At 48.4% G+C, this 25443-nt stretch carries 24 protein-coding genes; 5 read left to right on the top strand and 19 right to left on the bottom strand.

The window, feature by feature from the left end; genetic code table 11:
- The 3 genes from JRI95_05370 to JRI95_05380 form a co-directional block, all read right to left on the bottom strand.
- A partial coding sequence (locus tag JRI95_05370; protein MBW2060979.1) for an isocitrate/isopropylmalate dehydrogenase family protein occupies window positions 1-720 on the bottom strand: 720 nt, incomplete at its 3' end.
- 5 nt (window positions 721-725) lie between these two features.
- Entirely contained in the window at window positions 726-1226 is a 501-nt protein-coding gene (locus JRI95_05375; protein ID MBW2060980.1) for a 3-isopropylmalate dehydratase, read from the bottom strand.
- 14 nt (window positions 1227-1240) lie between these two features.
- Complete coding sequence (locus JRI95_05380; protein MBW2060981.1) at window positions 1241-2512, bottom strand: 3-isopropylmalate dehydratase large subunit; 1272 nt, start codon at window positions 2510-2512, stop codon at window positions 1241-1243.
- Between the two features lie 357 nt (window positions 2513-2869).
- Here JRI95_05380 and JRI95_05385 point away from each other — a divergent pair, with 357 nt between their 5' ends.
- Window positions 2870-4375 carry a long-chain fatty acid--CoA ligase gene (locus JRI95_05385; protein MBW2060982.1) on the top strand — a complete coding sequence of 502 codons (1506 nt, stop codon included), beginning with the start codon at window positions 2870-2872 and terminating at the stop codon, window positions 4373-4375.
- A 46-nt stretch (window positions 4376-4421) separates the two neighbouring features.
- Here the strand turns inward: JRI95_05385 and JRI95_05390 are convergent, their stop codons facing one another.
- The 15 genes from JRI95_05390 to JRI95_05460 form a co-directional block, all read right to left on the bottom strand.
- Window positions 4422-5459: an alcohol dehydrogenase catalytic domain-containing protein gene (locus JRI95_05390; GenBank protein ID MBW2060983.1), complete on the bottom strand. Its 1038-nt coding sequence runs from the start codon at window positions 5457-5459 to the stop codon at window positions 4422-4424.
- A 91-nt stretch (window positions 5460-5550) separates the two neighbouring features.
- Window positions 5551-5850 (bottom strand): TIGR04076 family protein, encoded by a 300-nt coding sequence (locus tag JRI95_05395; protein MBW2060984.1) that lies wholly within the window; start codon window positions 5848-5850, stop codon window positions 5551-5553.
- A 324-nt stretch (window positions 5851-6174) separates the two neighbouring features.
- On the bottom strand, window positions 6175-7329 hold the full coding sequence (locus JRI95_05400; GenBank protein MBW2060985.1) for a glycosyltransferase: 1155 nt from the start codon (window positions 7327-7329) through the stop codon (window positions 6175-6177).
- A gap of 128 nt (window positions 7330-7457) precedes the next feature.
- Window positions 7458-7661, bottom strand: coding sequence for a hypothetical protein (locus tag JRI95_05405; protein MBW2060986.1), 204 nt, complete (start codon window positions 7659-7661; stop codon window positions 7458-7460).
- A gap of 140 nt (window positions 7662-7801) precedes the next feature.
- Complete coding sequence (locus tag JRI95_05410) at window positions 7802-8053, bottom strand: DUF4150 domain-containing protein (GenBank protein ID MBW2060987.1); 252 nt, start codon at window positions 8051-8053, stop codon at window positions 7802-7804.
- A gap of 346 nt (window positions 8054-8399) precedes the next feature.
- The gene (locus JRI95_05415) at window positions 8400-8717 is read right to left on the bottom strand and encodes a hypothetical protein (GenBank protein MBW2060988.1); all 318 of its coding nucleotides are present in this window, start codon (window positions 8715-8717) and stop codon (window positions 8400-8402) included.
- Between the two features lie 69 nt (window positions 8718-8786).
- Window positions 8787-8933: a hypothetical protein gene (locus JRI95_05420; GenBank protein ID MBW2060989.1), complete on the bottom strand. Its 147-nt coding sequence runs from the start codon at window positions 8931-8933 to the stop codon at window positions 8787-8789.
- A 187-nt stretch (window positions 8934-9120) separates the two neighbouring features.
- Window positions 9121-9876, bottom strand: a complete 756-nt coding sequence (locus JRI95_05425) for an energy-coupling factor transporter transmembrane protein EcfT (GenBank protein MBW2060990.1) — start codon at window positions 9874-9876, stop codon at window positions 9121-9123.
- Window positions 9864-10613 carry an ABC transporter ATP-binding protein gene (locus JRI95_05430; protein MBW2060991.1) on the bottom strand — a complete coding sequence of 250 codons (750 nt, stop codon included), beginning with the start codon at window positions 10611-10613 and terminating at the stop codon, window positions 9864-9866. The genes JRI95_05425 and JRI95_05430 overlap by 13 nt, the downstream gene beginning before the upstream one ends.
- A gap of 14 nt (window positions 10614-10627) precedes the next feature.
- Entirely contained in the window at window positions 10628-11161 is a 534-nt protein-coding gene (locus JRI95_05435; protein ID MBW2060992.1) for a biotin transporter BioY, read from the bottom strand.
- 384 nt (window positions 11162-11545) lie between these two features.
- On the bottom strand, window positions 11546-11728 hold the full coding sequence (locus JRI95_05440; protein ID MBW2060993.1) for a DUF4150 domain-containing protein: 183 nt from the start codon (window positions 11726-11728) through the stop codon (window positions 11546-11548).
- Between the two features lie 64 nt (window positions 11729-11792).
- Complete coding sequence (locus tag JRI95_05445; protein MBW2060994.1) at window positions 11793-12209, bottom strand: hypothetical protein; 417 nt, start codon at window positions 12207-12209, stop codon at window positions 11793-11795.
- A gap of 132 nt (window positions 12210-12341) precedes the next feature.
- Window positions 12342-13085 (bottom strand): peptidylprolyl isomerase, encoded by a 744-nt coding sequence (locus JRI95_05450; GenBank protein ID MBW2060995.1) that lies wholly within the window; start codon window positions 13083-13085, stop codon window positions 12342-12344.
- Between the two features lie 24 nt (window positions 13086-13109).
- Window positions 13110-14462, bottom strand: coding sequence for an HlyD family efflux transporter periplasmic adaptor subunit (locus tag JRI95_05455; protein ID MBW2060996.1), 1353 nt, complete (start codon window positions 14460-14462; stop codon window positions 13110-13112).
- Window positions 14463-14475: 13 nt separating this feature from the next.
- Window positions 14476-17583 carry a peptidase domain-containing ABC transporter gene (locus tag JRI95_05460; protein MBW2060997.1) on the bottom strand — a complete coding sequence of 1036 codons (3108 nt, stop codon included), beginning with the start codon at window positions 17581-17583 and terminating at the stop codon, window positions 14476-14478.
- A gap of 465 nt (window positions 17584-18048) precedes the next feature.
- Between JRI95_05460 and JRI95_05465 the strand changes: the two genes are divergently transcribed.
- The 3 genes from JRI95_05465 to JRI95_05475 all read left to right on the top strand — a co-directional run bounded on the left by JRI95_05465 (window position 18049) and on the right by JRI95_05475 (window position 22419).
- A complete protein-coding gene (locus tag JRI95_05465; protein ID MBW2060998.1) occupies window positions 18049-18486 on the top strand; it encodes a sulfatase-like hydrolase/transferase in 438 nt (145 codons plus the stop codon).
- Window positions 18487-18549: 63 nt separating this feature from the next.
- Window positions 18550-20004, top strand: a complete 1455-nt coding sequence (locus JRI95_05470) for a sulfatase (GenBank protein ID MBW2060999.1) — start codon at window positions 18550-18552, stop codon at window positions 20002-20004.
- A gap of 549 nt (window positions 20005-20553) precedes the next feature.
- On the top strand, window positions 20554-22419 hold the full coding sequence (locus JRI95_05475) for an ABC transporter substrate-binding protein (protein ID MBW2061000.1): 1866 nt from the start codon (window positions 20554-20556) through the stop codon (window positions 22417-22419).
- Window positions 22420-22492: 73 nt separating this feature from the next.
- Here the strand turns inward: JRI95_05475 and JRI95_05480 are convergent, their stop codons facing one another.
- A complete protein-coding gene (locus tag JRI95_05480; protein ID MBW2061001.1) occupies window positions 22493-23806 on the bottom strand; it encodes an MFS transporter in 1314 nt (437 codons plus the stop codon).
- 350 nt (window positions 23807-24156) lie between these two features.
- Here JRI95_05480 and JRI95_05485 point away from each other — a divergent pair, with 350 nt between their 5' ends.
- Window positions 24157-25344 (top strand): DUF362 domain-containing protein, encoded by a 1188-nt coding sequence (locus JRI95_05485; protein MBW2061002.1) that lies wholly within the window; start codon window positions 24157-24159, stop codon window positions 25342-25344.
- Window positions 25345-25443 lie beyond the last annotated feature (99 nt).

Here is a 25443-nt window from a genome sequence, read left to right on the forward strand (position 1 = left end):
CAGGCTCTGGGGCGTGGAAGTCATCACATGAGCAAAATTGTCCACAATAAGCGATTCGAATGTTATGTTCGGATAGGATTCAGCCACCTGCTGTGCCACCTCTCGAAACAGACCATCACTGCGAGGCAGCATGTTATGTTTTGTAGCGGAAGTAACCTTGCCCGGCCTCCCGCTGGCCTTACGGCGCTGAGCCAGTTCAAAGGCAAAGCGCACCACCTGCCTCGTCCCGCTTTCCGTAATCACCTTTAGGCCAAACCGGCCAGGACCCATCTCTGCCACCTTACGCCGCGTGATAGGGCTGGTGAGATTTAACGAGCTGAGGTCCTCCACATCACCTTCTACCATTAAATACAGGTCTTCCAGATTCTCGCGCACGATCACGAAATCTATACCTTCCGGGTTGGTCAGTGGGCTTTTATAGCCCGGCAGCCACCGGGTTGGCCGCACATTGGCATAGGTGGATTTTCCCCAGCGCAGATAAAAAAGGGCCAAGGCGCTCTTGCCGCTCGTGGCCCCAAAAAGCGTCGCATCTGACTCGTCAATGGCGCGCCGAGCCTCCTCAGGGAAGACGGAACCATGGCGAGCCATGCCTTCATCACCCACCGGCGGGCGCACCCATTCGATCCCAAGGTTCAGTTTATCAATTAAGGCCACAGTTGGCCGGACAGCCTCGGGTGAGGCATCCTCACCTTCTATGACCACCACTCGTTTTTTTTCCATAATCTTTAACCTCCTGCCTTGTTTAGCAAACGTTCTTTCAGGACGTTCAAGAGGCCGCCTTTTTCCAATATGTTCAGCATCTCCGCCGTATAGGACTGACCCTGAAGTTCAGTCGAACAGGTCAGGTTGCGCACTCGCGCTGTACTGAGATCCAGTTCCATTTCATCCCCTTCCTCAAAGACGTCATGGACACCAAGGCAGACAATGTTCGGGAAGGCGATGGCCACGGAGTTGCGAAAGTATATACGGCCAAATGATTCGGCGACCACAGCGCCGATCCCCAGATTTTTCAGATTCTCAGGCGCTTGTTCGCGGCTGGAACCGCATCCCCAGTTCCTTCCGGCCACGATGATGTCACCGGGCCGGGCCTGCTCCGCAAACTCAGGCCGGATGTGTAGGATCACCTTACGGCGTTCCTCCCACGGTTCGGTGAGAGAACTCCAAGGAGCCATGACGTCTGTATCAACATCATGGCCAAACTTCCAGACGCGACCTTTGCTAATCATATCTATGGTGCACCTCACGATAGTGTGGTTTCGGACCAGAACCGGCGCGGATCCGTGATCCGACCCGTTATGGCCGAGGCTGCTACGGTCGCCGGGGAAGCCAAAAACACTTGGGATTCTGGCGAGCCCATTCTGCCGCGGAAATTACGATTGGTAGAGGAGACGCAAACCTCGTTCGAGGCCAGCAAACCCATGTGGCCACCGGGACAGGGGCCGCATCCGGCCGGGGTGATATGCGCGCCCGCCTGCAGAAAGGTCTCGGTGTACCCGGCCCTGGTGGCTTGCAGAAGGACCTCTTGAGAGGCTGGAGTCACCAGAAGCCGAGTCCTGGGGTTCACCTGCCGACCCTTAAGAATCTGCGCGGCAACCGCAAGATCCTCCAGCCGTCCATTGGTGCACGAACCAAGGAAGGCCTGATCCACCGGCTGGTCAACGAGCTCAGAGATTGGTTCGACATTACCTGGATTATCAGGTAAGGCGACCTGTGGCTCAAGACCGGTAATGTCCACGGTGTGTATGGCCTCGTACTCCGCATCCGGGTCCGGACCAAAGGTCCTGGCTTCCTCACTGGTCCGCCCTTTGAGATACTCGGTTGTCTTTTCGTCAGCCTCGAAAAAGGCAAACTTCGCCCCGAGTTCCACCCCCATGTTGGACAGGGTCATGCGGCTGGCCAGGCTCATTCTTGCCGCCACCTCCCCGGCAAACTCGATGGCTCGATACTGGGCCACCTCTGTGGTGAATACACCGGCGATGTAAAGGATAATATCCTTGGACATGATTCCAGGAGATGGTCCCCCTTTGAGATCAAAACGAATCGTAGGCGGCGCCCGCATCCAGAGTTCACCGGTGGCCAGGACATAACTCATCTCGGTGACACCAATCCCGGCGCTGGCCGCGCCAAAAGCGCCATAGGTGGTGGTGTGAGAATCCGTGCCCAGGATCAAATGACCGGGGAGGACGTAGCCCTCCTCGCACATTACCTGGTGACATATCCCGGCATGACCGAGGAAATGCTTGATGCCATACTCCTCCACCGCCTGCCGAATCAACTTGTGGCCTTCGGCCATTCTCACCGTTGGCGCGGGGAAATAGTGGTCGAGAATGACGATGACGCGGTCAGGATCGTAGAGTTCTTTTACACCCAACCTCTTGAGGGTTATGGCACATGGGGCAAAGGCTTCATGCGCCATCATCCGGTCCACGATCGCCGTTATATACTGACCGGCCTCCACACGTCCCTGCCCGGAGGCGCGAGCCAGAGCTTTCTCAGCCATGGTCATGCCCATAAGCTTTCCTCTTAACAATTGGTACCATGAGAATATAGAAACCTGAGCTTACAATCAAGCCGAGACCCTTTTAACTGAGATATTTTGAAAAAGAAAGCTTATTCTGATATAAAGTACCTCTACCAAAAATTAATGAACGACAAGGAGGAAAGGATGGGCTATCCAGGCATACATCCAACAAGACGGCAATCTACTACCTTGAGAAATACTTCAATGAATATACCATTCCCCCGGCCCGAGACCTAGGTACCACCCTGATTGACATGAACGGCAACGTGGTCTGGCAATGCAAAGGGCTTGATACAAAACTTTAAAAACACTAACCCTTAACTTTGGAGGGTAAAGGAGATAGATATCATGAGAATCAATATCGGCGAGATTATGACCAGAAGGGCTGTCTTAAGCCCGAACAGGGAAGCCTTGGTGTGTGAGGACATACGCCGCAATTTCTCAGAGCTTAACGCACGGGCCAATCGGGTCGCTCATGCCATGCGGTCTCTTGGGGTGGGCCATGGTGATCGAGTTGGCATCCTGGCTCTGAACGAGCCGGAGTATTATGACATGCTGTTTGGCCTGGGAAAGATCGGTGCGATTCTGGTGCCGGTCAACTACCGGCTGGCCGGGCCGGAGATACAGTATATCCTTTCAGATTGCGATGCCAAGGTGTTCGTGTTCGGCCGGGAATACTTCGAGGTCGTGGACTCCTTCCGCCATAGCATTCCGGCTAAAGAGCTTATCGCCATCTCGGATACCCCTCCGCAATGGGCCAGGTCATACGAAACATTGATTAGCGAAATGTCTGACGAGGAGCCGGAGATCACTGGCGGTGATGACGACACCTTGACCATTCTCTATACCTCAGGCACGACCGGCCGGCCCAAGGGCGCTGAACTAACTCACTTGAACTACTTCTGGGTCTCAGTGACCATGGCGGTGACCCTGGGGGAAATGGGCGATACCAGTCTGGTGGCTCTGCCTCTTTTCCACATCGGGGCCCTGGGAGGTGTGCCCATGTTTGTCCATCTAGGCGCGCGAATGGTCTTACTCAGGAGCTTTGACCCCAAACGATTCCTTGAATTGATCCAGGAAGAGAAGATCACCGGCTTTGGATCAGTGCCTGCGCTTCTGTCATTTCTCAAGCTCGTGCCTGATTTCGATAAGTATGATTGGAGCTCGGTCAAAATCATTCTGGTCTATGCCGCGCCCGTACCGGTAACCCTGATCAAGGAGTATGCTGAAGCTGGAATCGAGGTCCGCCAGTTATACGGCCTGACCGAATGCCCCTCGGGCAGCGTGCTCGATGCGGAAAACGCCATATTCAGGGTCGGATCGTGCGGCCAGCCTTTTTTCCATATTGACATCCGTGTGGTTGACGACCAGGGCCGAGACGTTGGGCCGGAAGAATTAGGAGAAGTCTTACTGCGCGGGCCTATTGTGATGAAAGGATACTGGAACAAGCCTGAGGCCACGGCCGAGACTATCAGGGACGGCTGGCTTTACACCGGGGACATCGCCAAAAGGGACAAGGACGGATTCCTCTACATCATGGACCGGAAAAAGGACATGATCATCTCCGGCGGCGAGAATATTTATCCTGCCGAGATCGAGGATTCGCTTCTGGGTCATCCCAAGGTGCAGGACGTAGGCATCATTGGCTACCAGGATGATCAATGGGGCGAGGCGGTCAAGGCCGTGGTGGTGGTCAAAGAAGGGGAGAAACTCACCGAAGAGGAGCTAATCGAATGGTGCCAGGGTAGAATCGGGAGATTCAAAATCCCCAAGAAAGTTGCCTTTACCGATTCCATCCCCAGAACACCAACCGGTAAGATACTTAAGCGCGTTTTGAGGGAGAAGTTTAATTAGGACGTTTACGAATGTTTCTATAACTAGCTGATCTGCCCAGTGAGGGTTAATCCTCTGACGGTTTAAAAAGCACCTTGACCGCCTCTTTCTTGATCGCCAGGTCAAAGCCCTTTTCAGCCTGTGTCAGGGGAAGCCGATGGGTGATGATTGTTTCAGGGTGAACCAGGCCTGAAGAAATGATGGCCAGGGCCCGCTCCCAGGTTTGCACGTCATAGGCATAGGCGCCCATGATAATCTTTCTGCCTCTTACCATGGGAGTCGGGTCAAACTCAGCCGGTCCCGGATGAATCCCGATCAGGACCACCTTGCCGCCCGGTTTAACCATGCTGAGGCCCTGGGAAACAGACTTTGGGTTTCCCGTTGCCTCAAAGACGAGGTCAAGTCCTGTCCCGGTGAGATCCAAGGCCCTTGTGATCGGATCCTCTTTTTCCACGTCAACGACTACGTCCGCGCCAAGTCTGTCTGCAAGTTCAAGCCTTTTTCCATCAGCGCCGGTTCCGGCCATCATGACCAGACTCGCTCCGCCGGCCTTCAGGAGTTGCAAGGTGAAAAGCCCGATAGGACCCGGACCGAGCACAGCCGTCTGACCGCCTATCTTCAGGTTTGAAATGTCTATGGCATTCAGGGCCACGGAAAAAGGCTCAAGAAGGGCCGCCGCCTCATAGCTCACATTTTCTGGGAGCTTAAAGATGTTGGCGCCAGCAGTCAGACGCCCGTATTCGGCAAAGAAACCATCGGAAAGGAGACCTGGAACGAGCCGGTTGGCGCACAAATCCCCACGGCCTGTCCGGCAGCTGGCACAGCGGCCGCATGGCATAGAAGGCATGGCCGCAACCCGGTCACCCACGTTTACCACGCCAACCTCAGAGCCCACCCTGACGACTTCTCCTGAAAATTCATGTCCCAGGATAACAGGCACGCGGATGAACTGAGAACCGGGAAGCCATTCATAGTAGTGGACGTCGCTGCCGCAGAGACTCCCGGCCGCAACCTTGACCAGAATATCGTTTTCCCTTACTTCGGGTACATCTACCTCAAGCACCTCGATGCCCGGCTCCCTCCTGGTCTTGACAATGGCTTTCATCCCTTCCTCCCTGTATCTGTTTCCGGTTGTTTCATTACTCCTTACATCCCGTGACGATCACAGCCCTCATCTCCTCTGGCGCCTACCTTAGCTATGAATTTTCCAGCCGAGAAATTTTAAAGCGCACGGTTCCGCCGCCCGTTATTTCACACGGATCGAGGCATTGCACGTAGGCATCATCTGAATTTCCACGGGAGAGGTTTAAATCCGCGGCCTTTATGCCTCTGGAAAGGGCCACATAATAAGGCAATATGGAAGCTAAAGAATGCATGCACACCGTGTCTGTTGCGGCCGGATCCAGGATATAGCCGTTCTGAAGCGTTATTCTGTCGCCAATCTTATAAACAGGGCAGCTGCCTTTGATCTCAACAACAGTAATTACCAGTTTCATCTTATTGAAGACTCCTTATTAATCATCAAGGCGACTATGACACCTTAATCGTAGTCAACTGGCGTGAGGTATTGATCTTCCAGCCGAAAAAAGCTTCCGTTCCAAACATGCGCCACATCCTAGGTAACATCCGAGTGCAAAAAGCCCGAATCAAGAATTGAAATCTTCGCCTGATCGAGAGGCACGTAAACACCATCCACAAAGGCTGTTCCTCTCGCCCAGGGCGAGCGCTCCTCTAATGTTCTTCTCGTTTTAACCTTTACCATCCTGTTTATTCCTTCTTAACTAAGATATAATGATTTGTTAACCAATTGAATAGAGTGTTCAGCCTAGTTTTTTAAACAGCGCAAGCGTCTTTGCTGCGGCTAAAGGCCATGAGTATTTATGCTGTAAAGCGGTTGAGGCACGCTTTCCCGCTTCTATATCGGTCGAGGTGATATGGCCGAATAATTGCGCCAAGTCCGATTCGGCGCCATTAAAGTACCAGGCGGCATCTCCCATGATTTCCCTGAAAAAGCCCCACTCCCCAACCAGCATCGGAATCCCTACGCCAACGGCATCGGCAACCTGGCCGCTTGTAAGGTAGGTCTGACCGGTGTGGGCGCAAACCAGGGCGTCGCACACCCGAACATGGCAGGCAATTTCTTCCCGACTCAACCATCCTTTTCGATAAATGGGGATAATCCTCGGATCATCGGGCAGCTCCATATCTTTTGTGACAGCAGCTACCAGAAGCTGCTGATTCTGCCTGGCGCCTTTATGAAAAGCCCTGGTAATCAATTCGACCTGCTTCTCCTTCTGAGGCCGACCGAGAACACCGAAGCGCATTGTACAAGGTTTTAGGCCTAATTCCCTTTCTAAAGTTCCTCTCGGCTTAATGGTCGGCATCTGCTCACCAAAGTGGCCGCATGGGATGATCACGTGTTGAGCCTCAGGCTTGTAAGGTAACTCAACTCTCATCAATTCCATTCCCCAGTGGCTATGGTGGATGACACCATCCGCGACTGCGGCCCAGGCTCGATATAATTTTCTGCCCCATTCAGGATCGCCGCTATGCGGCAGGCGGTTGTGCATGGTCCAGACAACCCGAATCGGACTGCGCCCAACTTCTTTAATGAACTTCAAATATTCGGATTCCCTTTGGGCTCGATCATGATCGCTACAAACCAGCAAATGCTCGGGAAAGTGAAGATGAAGGATGTCAACCTTGTCAGGCTGCAGGCTCTTGCTAAGCGGGCGTTCAATGAATGATCCCTCGGGCATGGCATCATAAAGAGCGTTGATGTAATCATGCTTACGGGGAAGGATGACGACCTGGGGGATTGATTTCGGAATATAAGGCCGCGAAATACTACTTTGGGATTGAAAATGGACGTGTTGAGGAAAATATATGCGGTTGTGGCTGTCTCTTAACCTTTTAATTTCGGCCTGGCTTATCTTCAGGCTCTTGGATAAATTTTTTATCTTTAACCTGACCATAGCTGCCGCTACTAATCAAAAATCTCACAGCTTCAGATCGCTCTGCCTAAGGATCGTAGTTTCCTCTTCAATCAGGCGGGTCTGACTTAAAATGATGTTTTTTAAGGCTTTATAACAGGAGGATAAGCTTAGCTCTCGGGTTTGCGGTCGTCTGCATTATCAATCGCGAGCGGAATCGCAATGGCTGTGGCCACAACTCCGCTTAGAACCCATGGGTTCGACAAATACTGCCCTATTCTTCCATACCCAGGATCTCCCCCGGTCACCTTTTTCATGTCTTCCTTGCTTATGGTCATGTCTTTCGGGAGGTCTTTGATTTTGATTCTTGGCATAATAACCTTTCCTTTCTCCGTATTGTTATCTGGTTGTAAATAATTCCCCTGGATGCACCTAATAAGAATAATACTCACCCTTGCTTAAAGCCAGAGTCTTTTAAGATAGATTTAATTAACTATCCCATTTTAGAACAATACTACAACTTGGTGTCCTTCGATCCGGAAGGATCATCAGAGGAACCGCCTAAATTGGGATAAGGTACTGGAGAACCAGGTGGAGATGGCGGCGTGAGGCATACATCCGGGAAAGACATAGCCAATCCTCCACTTCCTTTATAAAGGATGCTAGATGAAGACGCAAAGACCATAACGCCCCCAAAAACCTCTCTCATCTCCGCTTTGCTTATCTTCTGACCCTCTGGCAGGTCCTTGATTTTAATCCTGGCCATGCTTCATGCCTTCCTTTTAAAACGACGCCTCTCGGGGTTTGAGTCGTTTTTACAACTGATGCTAATCGAGACAGCCGTGATTCAAGGGTTGACCGGCGATTTCCCCCCTGCCAGCTGCCATCAAAACGCCCTTGGCGCGGCTTCTGAATTTAATTATATTAATCAATATAGATTAATATATATTTATTTGTCAAGTCTTTTCATGAAGCGTTCTGAACCTGATAGAAAAGAATAATTAAGCATATTGATAAACGTACAAGCCCGTCCGAGGTTGTCGCCATGGATATGGCGCACCAAGCTCTTTACGGTCAGGAGAGACCGGCGTTCTCTGGCAGTTCAAATTATTTCAGGTTATTTTAACTGTTTTGTCAGCCAGTCCTGATAGGTTAATTCCCGGATTGTTTCTTTTACCTCTGGAGATGATCAGGTGAGCGCCGCGCTCCATTACTTCTTTCGAGACAATCCACACAAAAGGCATGGCAAAGGCCATGAAGCGATTGAGGGCCCGGCTCGGATCACGCGTCATCAAGCCTGAAGGCGGGAAGCCGCGAGTACACATGATATCTACATAAGCTTTGCACAGACCTGACAAGCGCACGCACTCTATCATGACGGCGGCGATACCGTCGGCGCCATAAGGGATGCTCATACGCAATCCGGCCATGGAAGCCTGGAAACGCCTGATGTGATCTTTCAGCCGAAAAAAGCTTCCGTTCCAAACATGCGCCACATCCTAGGTAACATCCGAATGCAGAAAGCCCGGGTCAAGAATTGAAATATTCGCCTGATCGAGAGGCACGTAAACACCATCCACAAAGGCTGTTCCTCTCGCCCAGGGCGAGCCTGCCGGGGCGGTTATTCTTTTTTCTGCCTTGGCCATTATGCACCTCCATGTTCAAAGCATTTTTATTTCTTGACTGGCTGACTCAATTCCAGGGTCCGTTATAAAAAGGATCGGCCCTGAAAGACCATCCGCTTTTTGCTTTTCAGGTTCAATCAAGAGACTCAAATACCTTACTAAAAGCATAATCAAAAAATAAAGTTTTCCGCTTCGGAAACAGGTGTATCTAAAGTTCAACCATCAAGATGCTCAAGCTCACGACCATGATCAAGGCCAGCCAATCCACCCGGCTGGATGAAAGCCGGGAAGGTGTCCGGTTTTCATTGTAGCATCTGGCTTGCATGGCCAGGGCCAGATTATCGGCATTTTCAAAAATTCGACGAAGAAGCGGGATGATCAGCTTTATCAGCCTGTAAAAAGGATTCTTCCTGTTTTCCACCCCTCTGGCCTTCTGAGCCTCAATGGTCATTCTGGCCTGATCAAAGACAAGAGGGATAAATCTCATGATTAAACCCATCATGGTCGCAACCCTTTGGCCGGGTATAAACCCGAAAGGGATTAAGAACCATTCCACGGCCGCTTTGATCTCTGATGATCGGGTGGTTGAAATAAGAAATAATCCGAGCATGGCGATTAATACAAGCCGCCAGCCAATGAGAAGACCTTCATATAATCCTTGTGGGGAAACAGAAATAAACGCAATTTTAAAGACGGGCGAGCCGGAGGCGGCTAAGGCCCGAGCCAGAAAAACGAACATAACCAGGACAAAAAAGTATCGAAGCTCTTTTAAGGAAGATTTAACCGGCAGACGAATGTTCAATATCAAAAGGGCAAAGACTGCACTTAAAATTGCAAGCGCGGTTAAGCCAGCCCATAAGCTGGCCAGGCTGATCAGGATGACAAAGATAAGTTTAAACCGAGCATCCAGCTTATGCAGGATGGAACGGCCGGGACGGTAATAAAAGGTTGTCAGCTCAGCCATGATTTGATCCCGAGGCCCAAGCGGGAAGTACATGGTTCACGCACGCCAAAGGTTTCTATGCCCTTAATCAGGCTCTGCGGCGGTCCATCTTTAACCACTCTGCCAGCCCGCATTATTATGAGGCGATCAGCATGGGCGATAATCTTTTCGATGTCATGAGTTGAAACTAAAATGGTGTGACCGGAGTGATGCAAAGAAATGATCTGCCAGAGAACCTGTTTGATGCCAGGGTAGTCGAGGTTGGAAAAAGGTTCATCGAAAACAAGTATCTTGGGTTCCATGGCCAGGATGCCGGCGATAGCCAGTCGGCGCTTCTCTCCAGCCGAAAGGGTGTGTGGTCTTTGGTGCATGTGTTTCAATAAATCCACAACCTTAAGGGCGGCCATGACCTGCCTTTTAACCTCGTTTTGGCTCAGACCAAGGTTTTCAGGCCCAAAGGCGGCATCGTCATAGACGGTTTCGCCGACTATCTGGCTGTCGGCGTCCTGGAAGATCATCCCCACAGTCTGCCTGGCTTTAGCCGGGTTATCTGAGACAGGTTTTCCAAACAGCTTGACCTTACCTCTATCAGGAAATAAAAGCCCGTTCAGGTGCCTTAAGAGGGTTGTTTTGCCCGAACCATTCACGCCGGCAATAACCACAAATTCTCCCTGTTTAATGGCCAGGTTTATATTGTCAACGCCCAAGGTGCCATCAGTAAAACGGTGGCTGAGATTTTCAATCTCAATAATATTCATAAAGACTCTTTCACTTATTTTCTTTTAATAACCGGCCGCACGGCCTTAATAATAGGAACGGCCACAGCAATTTTTAAGGCATCGCCCGGAAGAAAAGGATACATCCCCACGACCAGCGTTTTGCCCAGAGTCATGCCGGTTAGTATCTTAAGCCAAGTCAGACCGCAGGCATAGACGATAAAAACCCCGCAGACCATGGCCACTAGATCAAAGGCCAGGCGGCTTCCTGATTTTTCAGATATGATCCCTACCACATAAACCGTGGGAAGGTAGCCTAATAGATAGCCGCCAGTGGGCCCAACAAAACGTCCTATTCCTCCGGTGCCACCGGCAAAAACCGGAAGCCCGCAGGCCCCGGCCAGGAGATACACAGCCACACAGGCCAGGCCCCACCGGCTACCTAACAGCAGGCCGGCCAGAAGGACAAAAAGATTCTGGAGAACAATGGGCACAGGACCAATCGGTATCGAAATTAAGGCCCCCACAGCGGTCAAAGCGGCAAATAACGAGGCATAAACCGTCATGTGAATCTGTTCGGTTAGGACCATATAAAAAAAATCTTCCTTTCAATTAATCCATTCAGAATAAAAATAAAGCCACAGAGCGGTTGGGTATGTCAAGCTTTGCCTGAGAGATTGACGACCATCACGGCCAAGCCTTACCGAGCAGGAGGAGCTTCCTGTAAGGCGGCCTGCCTTTCCAGAAGCTCAAAGCCCTAGAGAGCCAGAACTTATTCAAGACATCATTTTTTTAGCTGAAGATGGGGTTGAATGAGCGGTCTATTTGAGAGAGAACGGAAAAATATCATGGACGGAAGCCACAGCCACAAAGCAGTTTTATGAATTTTATCGGAACATATTTTTTAGGACCGGTATAATCAGCAATATTTACCAAAATTTTAATTATAATCCGTTCCGCCGAAATTTTATCATTTAATCATCTGATTTTGTAACAAGATACTGCAACTTGGTGTCCTTCGATCCGGAAGGATCATCAGAGGAACCGCCTAAATTGGGATAAGGTACCGGAACTGGAGAACCAGGTGGAGATGGCGGCGTGAGGCATACATCCGGGAAAGACATAGTCAATCCGTCCGAGGTTGTCGCCATGGAAATGGCGCACCAAGTTCTTTACGGTCAGAAGAGACCGGCGTTCTCTGGCAGTTCAAATTATTTCAGGTTATTTTAACTGTTTTGTCAGCCAGTCCTGATAGGTTAATTCCCGGATTGTTTCTTTTACCTCTGGTGATGACATGTATTTTTTAACAGAGTCTGATTTCTTATAAAGCTGGTCCTTAAATTTACTGACAAGGATGTTTGTCTCCAGGTAGGCTTCCAGGGCCTCTAAGGAAATGCCCATGGATTCGAGCCAGACCTCAGTATCGCGGGCCTTAATCAAGCCGCGCAAATGGCAAAAGGTATCAAATGTTTTCTGAAGCTGTTTGGTGGAAACCCTTGCTCCGTTCTTCCGTGCCGCCTTGGCTGTAATTTTTCTTTCGACCACCTGTTGTAAAGCGGGCGTGAATTGTCCGTTAATTTTCAAAAAGTCAACCACCTCTGCCACTGCCACTTCGATTTCTTCCTTAGTTCTGGCCATGATCTAATTCCCTCCTTAAATAGTAAATTATTGTGCCCGAGACCCTTCTGTCTTCCTCCTGACTCCTGCCGCTGAGTTTGGAGGGAGAGCAAAAGGTGAACTCAATTGAGTTGGGGTCAAATCAGGAACTAATCAATCTGTAATCTTTATCCCTTCCTGAAAAAATTGAGAAGCCCATTCATCAAAGATTCTTTGCTTGATGACCTCCCGGAGTTCCTCATTCAGCTCGGCTTTTCTTAATTCCTCGATCAGGATCAACTGAAAAAAATCTTCTATTGGAAATGGGCCGACCAAATCGCCTTCGGCGGCGTTAAATGCCTTGGCCGCCATTTCAGGCCAAAGCATATCTCGCGAAACATAACCAAGATAACCCCCGGCATATTTTGTTTTTTCATCCAAGGAGTGTCTCCTTGCCAGGGCATGAAAATCCTCATCCTCTTCTGTTACCTGAAGCACGATTTCATTGGCCAGGTTTTCATCTTTGACCATTATGCTTGATATCCTAGCCAAATCGAGCTCGGACCGGTGGTTGACGAAATATTCCTCAATCTTGCTTTTAGGGGCCAGGTGCTCTTTCACGGCGGTAGTTAACAAGGAGGCTTCACAAAAGGCCTCAAAATCATCTTCAGTTAGCCCATTGTTCTCAAAGAAGTCAATGGTTTCTTCCACTGTATAGAGGCCGCAGATCTTTCTAAAATTGTCGCTGAAGTCCTGCAGCTGTTCATCTGAAACCTCCAGGTTCAGCTCTTCTGCCTTTTTAATCACCTCTTTGTTCTTGATGATTTCACGAAATAGCGGGCCGGACTGACGTGTCAGCGAAAGAAATTTAATGACCTCTTCCGGAGTAACGGCATCATGCGAATATACGATTTTCATCTAAATCACCTCCACTCAATTTTTTCATTTTTTAAATTTCTGAAACAAAATGGAAAAAAGGCTTTTGTTTTTCGTGACCAGTTCCGCTTTCGCGGTCATGCCTGCCTTGACAGGATAGGTCTTTCCTTTAATCTCAAAATACGCCTTATCCAGAGAACCATGGATATGATAGACCATGCCGAACATTTGTTCGTTAACAGCAGAAGGGGCTATGGTTGAAACTCGGCCTAATAGAATCCCGTAATCAGTATAGGGAAAGGCATCAACTTTATATTTTATATTCATGCCTTTTTCAATAAAGCCGATATCTTTATTGGCCACGGTAATATCCATATAGAGAGGACTATCTACAGGAAGAATGGTGCAGAGCAGGTCAGATTCTCTAACATACTCACCTGGATTTCTAAAGTAAAGCTCTGAAATTATTCCTGCATTCTCGGCCCTAACCATATTTTCATTTCTGCCTGCATCTATGCTTTTGAATGAGGAGCCATCCTGCATTGAAAGCATCTTTTCTTTCATTTCCAACTCATTCTGCATGGTGTTGAGAGAAGTTTGTCTTTCTAATTCTAGATTCTTAATCTCTTTTTGCAGAATCGTGGTCGAGTTTGTTAAGTTTACTTTCTCTTTTTCTATTTGACCTTCAATAATCTTATTTTCTTTTTGAGTTATTTTTTTTGTTGAAATGAGTTTCTCTACCTCGGTGCGAGCCTTTTCAAGCTTACTTTTGGTATAATTATATTCCCGAATGGAAATAACGCCGCTTTTCAGTAATTTTTCTACATTCTTAAAATCGGAATTCAATAATTCAATTTCTTTGTGCCAGTAGTTGAGATCGGAGGTTATAGAGTTAAGGGCCAGGTTGTTCTGTTCCAGTTTCAATTTTTTCATTTGCAATGAACTCTCATAATTACTCTTCAATTGATTTAATTCATCCAGGACGGAAGATATTTTCGTATCGAAATATTGTCCTTTAAACGGAATAGCCTCGCGAAGCTCTTCAATTCTTGAGCGGTAAGTCAGGGCTTCTTTTGAGCGGATGAGGAAAAGTGGAGCGTTTTTCTCCACGGTTTGACCTTCTTGGACAAAGACTTTTTCTATATATCCATTTCTATCGGAAAGCAATCTTATTTTATGTGAGGTGGGCCGCGCCACAGACATGCATTCAATTACGAGATCAATTTTGCTGACCAGGGAGTAAATCAAGGCCGTCAACAAGGCCAGCAAGACAAGGTAAAGCAGGCCTCTTGAGAACAAGCTGGGCATCCTTTGCAGGTTCTCTATGACAAGGTAGTTTTCAGAAGGAGACTCCGCGGGAGTCACTTCAAAGATTTCCGGCTGTTCCTGCTCTTGTTTTTCTGTATCTTTCTCTTCCATTGAGCTTTCAATACTACAGATTAAGCTGCTGATAGTTCAAGTAATGATACAATCCTTCCTGACTCATCAACTCTTCATGTGCCCCTTGTTCCACGATTTCGCCATTGTCCAGCACGATGATATTATCGGCATTTCTTACCGTGCTCAATCTATGAGCAATAATTATCGCTGTTTTGTCCTTTAGCATGGCATTCAAGTTCTTTTGTATGGCCTGTTCAGACTCAGTATCGAGTGAACTTGTAGCCTCATCAAAGATAATAATTTTAGGATTGGCATAAAGAACGCGTGCAATGGCAATCCTCTGTTTCTGACCGCCTGAAAGCTGGAGACCGCTCTCCCCAACTTTGGTTTCATAACCCAAGGCAAGATTTGAAATGAACTCATGGGCGTTGGCTAGTTTGGCCGTCTCAATAACCTTCTCTATATTTTCATCAGAATCACCGACCGATATGTTTTCTCTGATCGTACCGTTGAAAATGAAATTTTCCTGCAAGACAAAACCGATTAATCGTCTTAAATTGGAAAGATTGACATTTTTTATATCATGCCCGTCGAAAAGAATTTTCCCTTCTGTCACATCGTAGAATCTGGCAATAAGCCTTACCAGCGTGGTCTTTCCGGAACCGCTTCGCCCGACAACGGCCACCGTCTGCCCGGGGTCTATCTTCATGGTAATGTTAGAAAGGATATAGGAATCATCCTCCCCGCCGTAACGAAAGTAAACCTGCTCAAACTCGATCTCACCCCGCGGCTCTTTGAGAATTAATTCGGTAGATTGTTCAATGGATGCCGGGAATTCAGTTTTGGCCGTAAATACATCGTTCAGTCTGTCCACAGAAACCAAGATCTGCTGTATCTCATCCCAGGTGGATATGATTCGGTTGATCGGGGTGATCACGCTGCCCACCAAAGCCATAAAGGCCATCAGTTCTCCCACACTCATCGCTCCCTGGATGACTTTCTGAGCGCCATACCACAGGACAAGGGTCGTACTCAAAGTTGCCACAAATTCACCGATAGAGTTGAAATACATTCCGGTATTGTACAGTTTATAATCAATATTCATGTTCTTTATAAATTTATCTTCCCATTTCCACCGAGTTGGGACTTCAATATTCATGGCTTTAACGGTATCTATGGCATTTATGGACTCGATTAAATGGGATTCAGATTCAGCTCTGGCAGCGAAGGAATCAATGTTGAGCCTCTTAAGAATAGGAGTAAAAACCAAGGTTAGTATAATAAATAACGGTATAAGAAGAAGGACAAGAACAGTCAGCTGCATGTTGTAATAAATCATCAGGGAAAGATAGACGACGATGAGGATTGAGTCGAGTACCATGGTCAGAGCGGTATTGGTCAGGAAGTTCCGTATTTTCATATTTTCGCCGAAGCGGGTAATGAAATCGCCAATCTTTCTGACCTTATAATAGCCCAGCGGAAGAGCGAGCAGATGTTTATAGAAAAGAACGAGCATCGTCAAATCTATTTTCATGCTGGTATGGATTATTAAATACTGCCGCACAACCATTGTCAGCACACGAAAAACAAGAACGATGAGCATCCCGCCCAGCATGATATTAAGCATGGAGATGTTCTGGTGTATCAAAACCTTATCCACAATGTTCTGCGTGAAAATCGGGGTGGCCAGGCCAAAGATGTTCAGCAAAAGAGAGGCAACGAAAATTTCAAGTAAGATCAATTTATAAGGAAGAACAAAGTTAAGAAACCTCTTTAAGGAAGACTGATCTTCAGGCTGATCTTCAAAATCTGGAGTTGGTTCTAGGGTGAGGGTAATACCGGTGGTGTTTTCTAAAAAATATTCTTTATCATACTTCTTGAGACCGCTGGCCGGGTCTGCGACCCAAACATGTTTCTTATTGATCTTGTAAATAACGATATAATGATATCCCTGCCAGTGCACGATACAAGGCAGATGCACTGACATGAAGGCGTCATAGTCAAGTTTGAGCCCCCGAGTGGAAAAGCCTAACTGCTCGGCGGCAGAAGCCAGATTGGCCATTGAAGATCCGCTCCGGTCAACATGAGCCAGTTCCCGCAATCGGCTTGATGAAAACTTTTTCCCGTAATATTTAGCTATCATCGCGATGCAGGTGGTGCCGCAGGTCATCTCGTCATGTTGCATCATAATAGGAAAGCTTATACGTCTGCGATAAGCAGATGATAGCGTCTTAAAATACTTTTTACGCTCCTTCGGTGATACTATCTCTTCTTCAGGAACCTCCTGTTCGACCTTGATTTCTTTGAGGGCGGCCAACTCCTGTTTAATTAACTCGGTATAAGGTATGGGCGGTTTGTCCGTAAGATAGGATTTAATCCTGTCTTCAATTACCTTCCTGATCTTGGGAGATTTTTGAACCAGGGCGTCAAAGGCCTCTCTGGTTAGAGAAAATAAATGGCAGCTGGTGAGACAAACGATATCCGCGTATCTTGTCGTCTCTTCTAAAAGGGCTTTTTCACCAAAAAAGTCACCCTCCCGTAAAAAATTTATGGTCTCCTGCTTGTTATCTTCCCACCTTACAACCTTGAGTTTGCCAGTTTCGATAAGATAAAATTTATCCGGTTTTGCCCCTTGCCTAAAGACCACATCGCCTGCCTCATAAAATTCGGGCTTTAGTTGACGAGCCAGTTCCTGAAGGTCCTTGGGCGATACTTCTGAAAGATTAGTACATGTCTTTAAGAACTGATGAATGGAGGCGTTCCTGATGAATTTATCGAAATATTCTCTCAGCTCAGGCCGGGCAAAGAGGTAGCTATTAAACGATTCCCTGTCTATAGCAATAAGAATGCTGTCTTCTGTAGCCCGCGCCGTAGCATTTCTAGTGCCTTCCCTGATCAGGGCTGTCTCGCCAAAATGATCGCCTCTGGTCCGGACGCCAAGATTGACCTCTTGTCCTTTCTCGTTCTTTTGAACAATCCTGATCTTTCCGCTGTAAACAATATAAAATCTGTCACCCTGATCTCCCTGCTCGAAGATGATCTCTCCGGCGCCCACTGATCTCAGCTCAGCCGCCTTCATTAATTCGTCCAGTTCTTCATCAGTATAGATGGAGAAAAGGGAATTTTTCCGAATGAATTCTGAAAGGTCTTTGATGTCCATAATTTATGTCTTCAATTCGCTTAAAATCTCAAAGGATTTTTACCTTCATTACTATCAGACCTTCTTAAAATATGAACAGCCATCTATCAGCCGCCCGTTATAAAACCTAATCGTCTGGCTTGAGCCTTACCATTAGGAAATTAGACGGCCAGCTATTAAAGAATACTCTCCCAAGATGAGCCAGTCTACCAAAATCCTAGCCAAAGCACAAATTATTCGATTACCGGATCACTGATCCTGTTGCCTTAATACTGCGGCCGGATAGTAGCAAGATCAGGAATGAATACTCTAGTTTATTTGCAAAACCATCTGGTAGAAATTCAGATGTTTTACTCTAGCTGAAGCGCGTGCTATATTGAAGTCTAAAATACTTGAATCGGTCCTCATAGATAAAAACAAAGGCGACAATCAGGAACCTCATTTTACTTACTTAAATATGGAGGACTCATTAAAAGAGGTTTAATTATGCGGGTGCTTTATATTGATATTGACACACTTCGACCGGATCACCTGTCCTGCTATGGTTATCCGCGAGAGACCACTCCAAACATAGACCGGATTTGTGCTGAGGCCGTCCGCTTTGATAACTGTTATGCCTCGGACGCCCCATGTCTTCCCTCGCGCTCGGCCTGCTGGACAGGCCGGTTCGGTATCCATACAGGCGTGGTCAATCATGGAGGCCTGGCGGCCGGGTGGACGGTTATGAAGGAGGGTGGCTCCTTTCACGCCAACGAAAACAGCCAGGCCTTCAAGGGTTATTTAAATCGTCTGCGTCAAACGGGCCGGAGTTTCTATGCCGATTGGCTCGCTGAGAACAAAGGCAAACCCATTCCGGATGGAGCGCCCTGGGCCGCGGCTTTGGAGCCTGATCAGGAATTATTAACGCGGCCGTATTCAGATTAGATGGAATAAAAAAAAGGGCAGTAAAAAAAAGCTGAAATATATCAATAAAGAAAGGAGCTCAAAATGAAGATCATCATGGTGATGTATGATTCCTTGAACCGCCGCATGCTTTCGCCTTACGGGTGCGATTGGGTTCATACGCCCAATTTCGAACGCTTAGCTGAAAGAAGCGTGACTTTTGATAACTGCTACGTTGGGAGCATGGCTACTATCCCTGCGAGACGTGAGATCCATACCGGGCGCTGCAATTTTCTTCACCGCTCCTGGGGGCCGCTTGAACCTTTTGACGACTCCATGCCAGAAATTTTAAAATATTCCGGCGTCTATACCCATCTGGTGAGCGATAACTATCATTACTGGGAAGAAGGGGGTTGGACCTACCACACCCGTTACAGCTCCTGGGAAAACTCACGCGGTCAAGAAAACGACCCCTGGAAAGGGATTGTGGCGGAGCCGGATAGACCTGACCGGGTTTTGGGCAGAGAGACCCGCATAAACTGGGCCAACCGTCCCTATATGCAGAAGGAGGAAGAAACACCCCAGGCCAAGACCTTTACCATGGGAATGGAATTCATTAGAACCAATTATCAGCAGGACAACTGGTTTCTCCATATCGAGACCTTCGACCCCCATGAACCTTATATCGCGCCTCAGAAGTTCCGAGACCTCTACCCGCATGAATACGATGGTCCCCATTTTGACTGGCCGAATTATAAACAAGTGGAGGAGACACCGGAGCAGGTACAGCATGTCAGGTATGAGTCGGCCGCACTTCACAGTATGTGCGACCAGTATTTAGGCAGGGTCCTGGACCTCATGGACGAACTCGACCTCTGGAAGGACACCATGCTCATTGTCAATACGGATCATGGATTCCTCCTGGGTGAACACGGGTGGTGGGCCAAGATGATTCCTCCAATATACAACGAAGTCGCGCATACACCCTTCTTTATCTGGGACCCTCGCTGCGCCAGGAAGGGTGAAAAGCGAACCTCTCTCGTTCAGACCGTTGATCTTGCGCCAACGATCTTGGAATTCTTTAAAAAAGAAATACCCAAGAATATGCAAGGCAGGCCGCTTAAAAATACCATCGCTAAAGACTCACCGGTCCGGGAAGCCGGCCTGTTTGGGCTCCACGGCGCTCACGTTAACGTTACCGATGGCCGGTATGTTTATATGAGAGGACCGGCCGCGCCAGACAATGACCCATGTTATGAATATACCCTGATGCCGACCAATATGCTACATACCTTCTCGGTGAAGGCGCTTCAGGACATCCAGCTTCAAGAACCATTTTCCTTCACCAAAGGCTGCCGCACAATGAAAATCAAAAGACGCCGACCTCACCCCATCAAACTTGAAACCATGCTTTTTGACCTGGAAAATGACCCCGGGCAGGAAAGTCCTATTAATGACCCTGAAGCTGAGCAAACCATGATCAACCACCTCGTCCGGCTGATGGAAGAAACAGATACCCCGCCTGAACAGTATGAGCGGCTTGGCTTCAGGAAAAGGTAGCTGTTGACCCGGCCTTAAAGCGCTGCATGAAATATAGCCTAAACGCACATGGATGCCTTCCAGCCGAACCAGGGTTGGATATCTGAAGTTCTTTACGTAATGAGGATACGATGTATGCTCCCCTTCCCACACCCACATCAAAAATTCCTTGACAACAGTAATCAGTCATACTAATTTTTAAATATCTTTAAAGCAAGAAGCTAAAAGTATAAACAATTTCAGGAACCTGAAGTAGCGATAAATCTGGATTTCCTGAGGAGTTGTTTTATACTCTGAAAAAGATCATTCAGTCCCTGAGAAGGCAGCCATTTTGTTTAAACCAATCTACGCTACTGGTTCCTGAGATGCCTGCTTCTTAAAGAAAACAGGACCATACACTTCCTGATTGGAAAACCTTAAGGCGTTTCGAAACATCTCTTTTATCATGTCAAGCCAGGTAATCTCGGTTTTATTAAACACTCATTAAGATTGACGCATGGCATCGTTCCGCGTCTAAACCGGATACATAATTTGCAACAGCTTCACCCATAAAAATTAGGAGGGAAGAGCATGGAAATAAAAAATAAATATTTTATCGGCGCGGGTGTTCTGGGTATGTTCTTCCTCTTACTGCTGACAGCCCCGTTGAGCACGACCGCTGCAGGTAAGGATGCGGAAATTATATCGAGCTGGGTTTGGACAAAGGACAAACCCAAACCGCTATGGTGGAAATGGGATGATGAAAAAGATAAACCGGTACGCGGTGGATATATATATGCAGCTTCGACGAATTACATCGGGCTGATGAATCCCAACCACTGGCCGGTCCTTGACTGGGTCTCTATAACGAATATGTACGAAGGGCTGGTTTATATTGATGGTGAGTATCAACCCACCTTCCTCTGGCTGGCGGAATCTTATGAGTATCCTGAACCGACTACATGTGTCATGAATCTTAGAAAAGGCGTCAAGTTTCACGATGGATCCGACTTCAACGCAGGAAGTCTGAAGTACTTGATTGACTATATTAAAGACAAGAGAAATGGATGCTGGACCAGGGCCTGGGTTGAGCCAATAAAGTCAATCGAAGTCGTGGATGAATACACAGTCAGGTGGAACTTTAAAAGACCCTGGGCCGGATTTTTAGGAATGATGGCCACGACTCCCGGATATATGATATCCAAAAAAGCCCTGGAAGGGGACGTGGCCATGAAGAAAATCAAAAAACTGACTCGCTATCTCAAGAAAGCTAACGATAAGGCAGCCCAGGCAGAAAAGAAAGCGAGGAAGGCTGTAGCCAAGGGAGGTGCCGAAGCTGATAAGGCAGCCGCCGCAGTAAAGGAAGCCAGAAAAAAAGTGGCCGTATTTGAAGAAGAAATGTCAAAACTGGCGGCCATAGCCAAGGGCGCCAAAGACGTGGATACCAACCCGGTTGGTTCTGGAAGATACATGCTGGAAAAGGCCAGTCCGGGGAACTTTTTAAGATTAAAACGTAATCCTAACTGGTGGTTCGGCCGGAGTATCGGCCGCCCGGACATGCCTTACCCTGATGGCATAATGATCTATGTCATTCCCGACGAGTCAATCAGACTGGCCAACCTGAGAGCCGGGAAAATTGACTACATGGTTCTCAGCCCGACGCAGTTTGAAGCCCTGAAAAAAGACCCCCGATTCAATATCACCAGCCAAATTGGGAATCACCTCGTTGCCTTGAGTTTTAATCATGCCAAGGGGCCATGTAAGGATATCCGGGTACGTAAGGCCATCTCCCATGTCATCAATCGAAAGGCCCTGCTTCATGGACTGCAGTTAGGGCAGGGTATAATCGCCAGCTGTATGTATCATGAAAATCACTGGTGTCATAATCCAAATCTCAAACCAGTGCATTACGATCCCGAACTTTCGAAAAAACTCCTGGCCGAGGCCGGTTATCAAAAGGGCCTGAAAATAAAAGGCTATATGGGCAATGCAACCTGGCAGGTGAACCTGGCGGAAGCCTTAAAAGCCATGCTGGCCGAAGTGGGCGTCACTTGGCAGGTGGATTCCTTGGACGCAGCAGCCAGTTCGGATCGATCGAAAAACCTCGAGTATGATCTGGCCTCAGGCGGCTGGGCTTATATCAAAGAACCGGACATGATAGCCACCGGCCTCTATCACCCAAACGGCGGCTTCAATTATGGCAGAAGCCATAATGAAAAAGCCCTCACTCTCATCGAAGCCGGTAAAAAAGAGCTGGATTTAAAAAAGAGGCAAAAAATTTATTGGGAACTTGAAAAGGTGCTTTACGAGAACTACGAAGATGTTTGGCTTTGGTATCCTATTATTAACACCGCTAGACGGACAGTTCTGAGAGGATATGACGCCAAACTGCACGACAAAGGCGGAGAGGCTTACTGGTTTACGCATCCTGGATGGTTCAAGGACGGGCATCGCTAGTCCGGGTCGCAGGTCATGCTGTGAAAAAATACAGTCCAAAACGTATTGACCCAAACGGCGCTTGGCTTTTTAGTTAAGCGCCTTTGGGCTGAGGGTGCTTCGGAGGTTTAATGCTGGAAGCTATCAGGCCGGCCAGAAAAAGGAGGACCGCGAATATAATAAAAGGGACCATGTAGCTGCCAAGAGAGTCAAAACAAAGGGCCCCAAAAATCGGACCGAGCGCATTGGCGGTCAGCCTGAGCGGGCTGGCGAGGCTAAAGATACTGCCCAGGGACGACCGGCCGAAAAAATCCGCCCAGATAAGGGCAAACAGAGGCATCATCCCCCCCCGTAATAGTCCGAAAAACACCGCAAAGATATATATGAATCCGCCCTGCTTCACAACCCAGAAAATAGACAAAAGTAATATCCCTAAAATCATGAAAACAACGGCCATGAGACGTTTGATCTGAACTCGTTCCGCTAAAAATCCCAGGATAAGGCTGCCTCCGGCGCCGGATACCGCGGCGACGGTAAGAACGAGAACAGCCGATTTTACGGAAATGCCTTTATCTGTCAGAAAGGGAAAGATGTGAAAACTCATACCCGCCCCGCCGAACAGAACAAAACAGGACATGAGCACGATCATCCAAAAGGCCGGGGTCCTTATCGCCTGTTCCCGCGTCCATTCAGGCTCTGAATTCTGTTCTAAAGCATTGCTACCCGTATCATGAGGAACACTGTTATCTGCGCTCCCGGCTTGATCCGGCGCTTTCCCATCAGGCCATAGGCCAATATCTTCCGGTCTTCTTTTAAGAAACAAGAAAGAAGGAACCGCGGACAGGAGGAAGACAACCACCCCCAGGGCTACCCAGGCCATCCGCCAGCCAAAGGACAGGATCATGAATAGAACAAAAGGCGGAAAGACGGCCGTTCCAACACGGCTGCCCAGGTGGGCAATGCCCATGGCCCTGCCTCTCTGCCGATAGAACCAGTTGGAAATGGTGACAGCAATCACCAGACTCAGCATCCCAACGGCGATCATGCGGCCTAACCCAAAGAAGATATAAAGCTGCCAGGGCTGTGTCAGGAATGACAGCGCTATCAGACCGGCGCTGAGGGCCAGGACTCCCCAAAAGGCAATCATTCTCGGCCCATGACGATCGAGGATCGGGCCGACAAAAGGCGCTATGATCCCGCCGCATATCGAACCAAAGGTGATGGCGCCGGTTATCAAAGAACGACTCCAGCCAAACTCCAAGGCCATGGGTTTTAAAAAGATGGAAAGGATATTTTGAAAAACCCCGGCTTCTGTAAACCCAATGAGAAAGGTGACGCCAACGATAACCCATCCGTAAAACGGTTTCCGTAATTTCCAGCCTTCAGATTTCTTTCTAACTTCTGTCATCTTATAACTCAGTGAATGAACTACAGACCACCTTTCATGGAATGGCCTCTCGCAGCGCTCAGGAACTTTAAACTAAAAGAAAATAAGATTATTGTACAGAGGTTCCCTGTTTTTTCGTAGAAAGTATTTAAAAAGAAACGTCAAGGCGCTCCTGGCGATGCACACGCCGCCGAGAAAGAACGCGCCTGGGAAAAAAGTTCCTGTCACCGTTTTATAGTTAAGAAGAAACGTTAAAAAAAAGTTATTTTGAAATAAATTTATTCCAAAAGCTGTTGCTGAATTTAGCTAACTCTTTATAATGAAGCCCAAAAGGGGTATCGAGGGATAAACATAAAAAAGGTAATCATATTATGAACCGACGTAAGTTCATGGAGCTTCTAGCTGCAGCCTCAGCCGCGGGGACCCTGCCATTCAGGAAAGCATACGCCGGGCTGAACTTACCAGAGCCAGGGCCTGAAGCAAAGGTGTTCCTGGCAGGCCTGGAAAAAGGTTCTGCCGACGAAACGCTGGCCAAAGCAGTGCAGGCGGCTGCGGAAACGGCCACTGACTTTTCATGGCTCTCCAAAGGCGACGCCGTTTTAATCAAGCCGGCGCTCAACTCGGGCAACCCCTATCCAGCCACAACCAACCCCGCCGGAATCCGAACCATGGTGGAGCTTCTGAAAAACAAGGGCGCCGGTCGGGTGGTTGTTACCGACATGTCTGGGTTTGAGCACGTGAAACTCTCCCTGGATGAGCTCAAGGGTAGTTCCCGCGAATTGATGATAAAAAGCGGCATGGCGCAGGCGGCGGAGTCCGCAGGCGCGGAGCTTTACTTCCCGGAAGAGGATGGATGGGACGCTTTCTTTGAGGAGCGCCCTGCATCAGGCTCCAACTGGAAGGCCGGGATCATGATGCCGAAAATATTAAAAGATATGGATCATGTAATCCTCATGCCCCGCTGCGGTCGTCATATCCTGGCGGGCAGCACACTGGGAATGAAAGCCGCGGTTGGTTACTGGCGCCCGGACTCCCGGCTGGAATATCATCGGGACGCCTCAACGTTTCAGGAAAAAACGGCAGAGTCCAATACAGTGCCTTCGCTTCGTGAAAGACAACGCCTGGTCCTGACTTCGGCCACCAAGATCCTCACTACCTTCGGGCCTGATAAAGGGTATGTGTCAGAACCGGAAATAGGATTGATAATCGCTTCCGAATCAATTGTCGCGCATGACATGGTTTCACTGGCCTGGCTGCTTGAAAACCGGCGGCTCACCCCGGATTTTGAAAAAATGGGGTTTAAAGACCCTTACAGAAAGCAGTTGGTGGTCAGCAACACCAACCGGATGGTGGTAAGGTGGCTCGGAGGACGAGAACAATCGAGAAAGGCCGAAAAGCTCATCCGAAACGATCTCAACACCATCTGGGACGATAGAGTCCTCAACCGGGCCTACCAGCTCTGGGGCGGCGTGCCAAAGGTAACCCTTGTCAATGTCAATGGCAGGGTTTCAGATGACATCATGAAGAAGCTGACGGCAATGACCACAAGACCAGCGTGAGGGAGTCAATCCTTTTTACTTCAAATGCCTTTCTTCAGACACCATGATTGAGCTCATCGCAGACCTCATGGCCATACGTGCTCAGAGAAATACTAATCT

It is taken from the genome of Deltaproteobacteria bacterium (assembly GCA_019308995.1).
Lineage (GTDB): Bacteria > Desulfobacterota > Desulfarculia > Adiutricales > JAFDHD01 > JAFDHD01.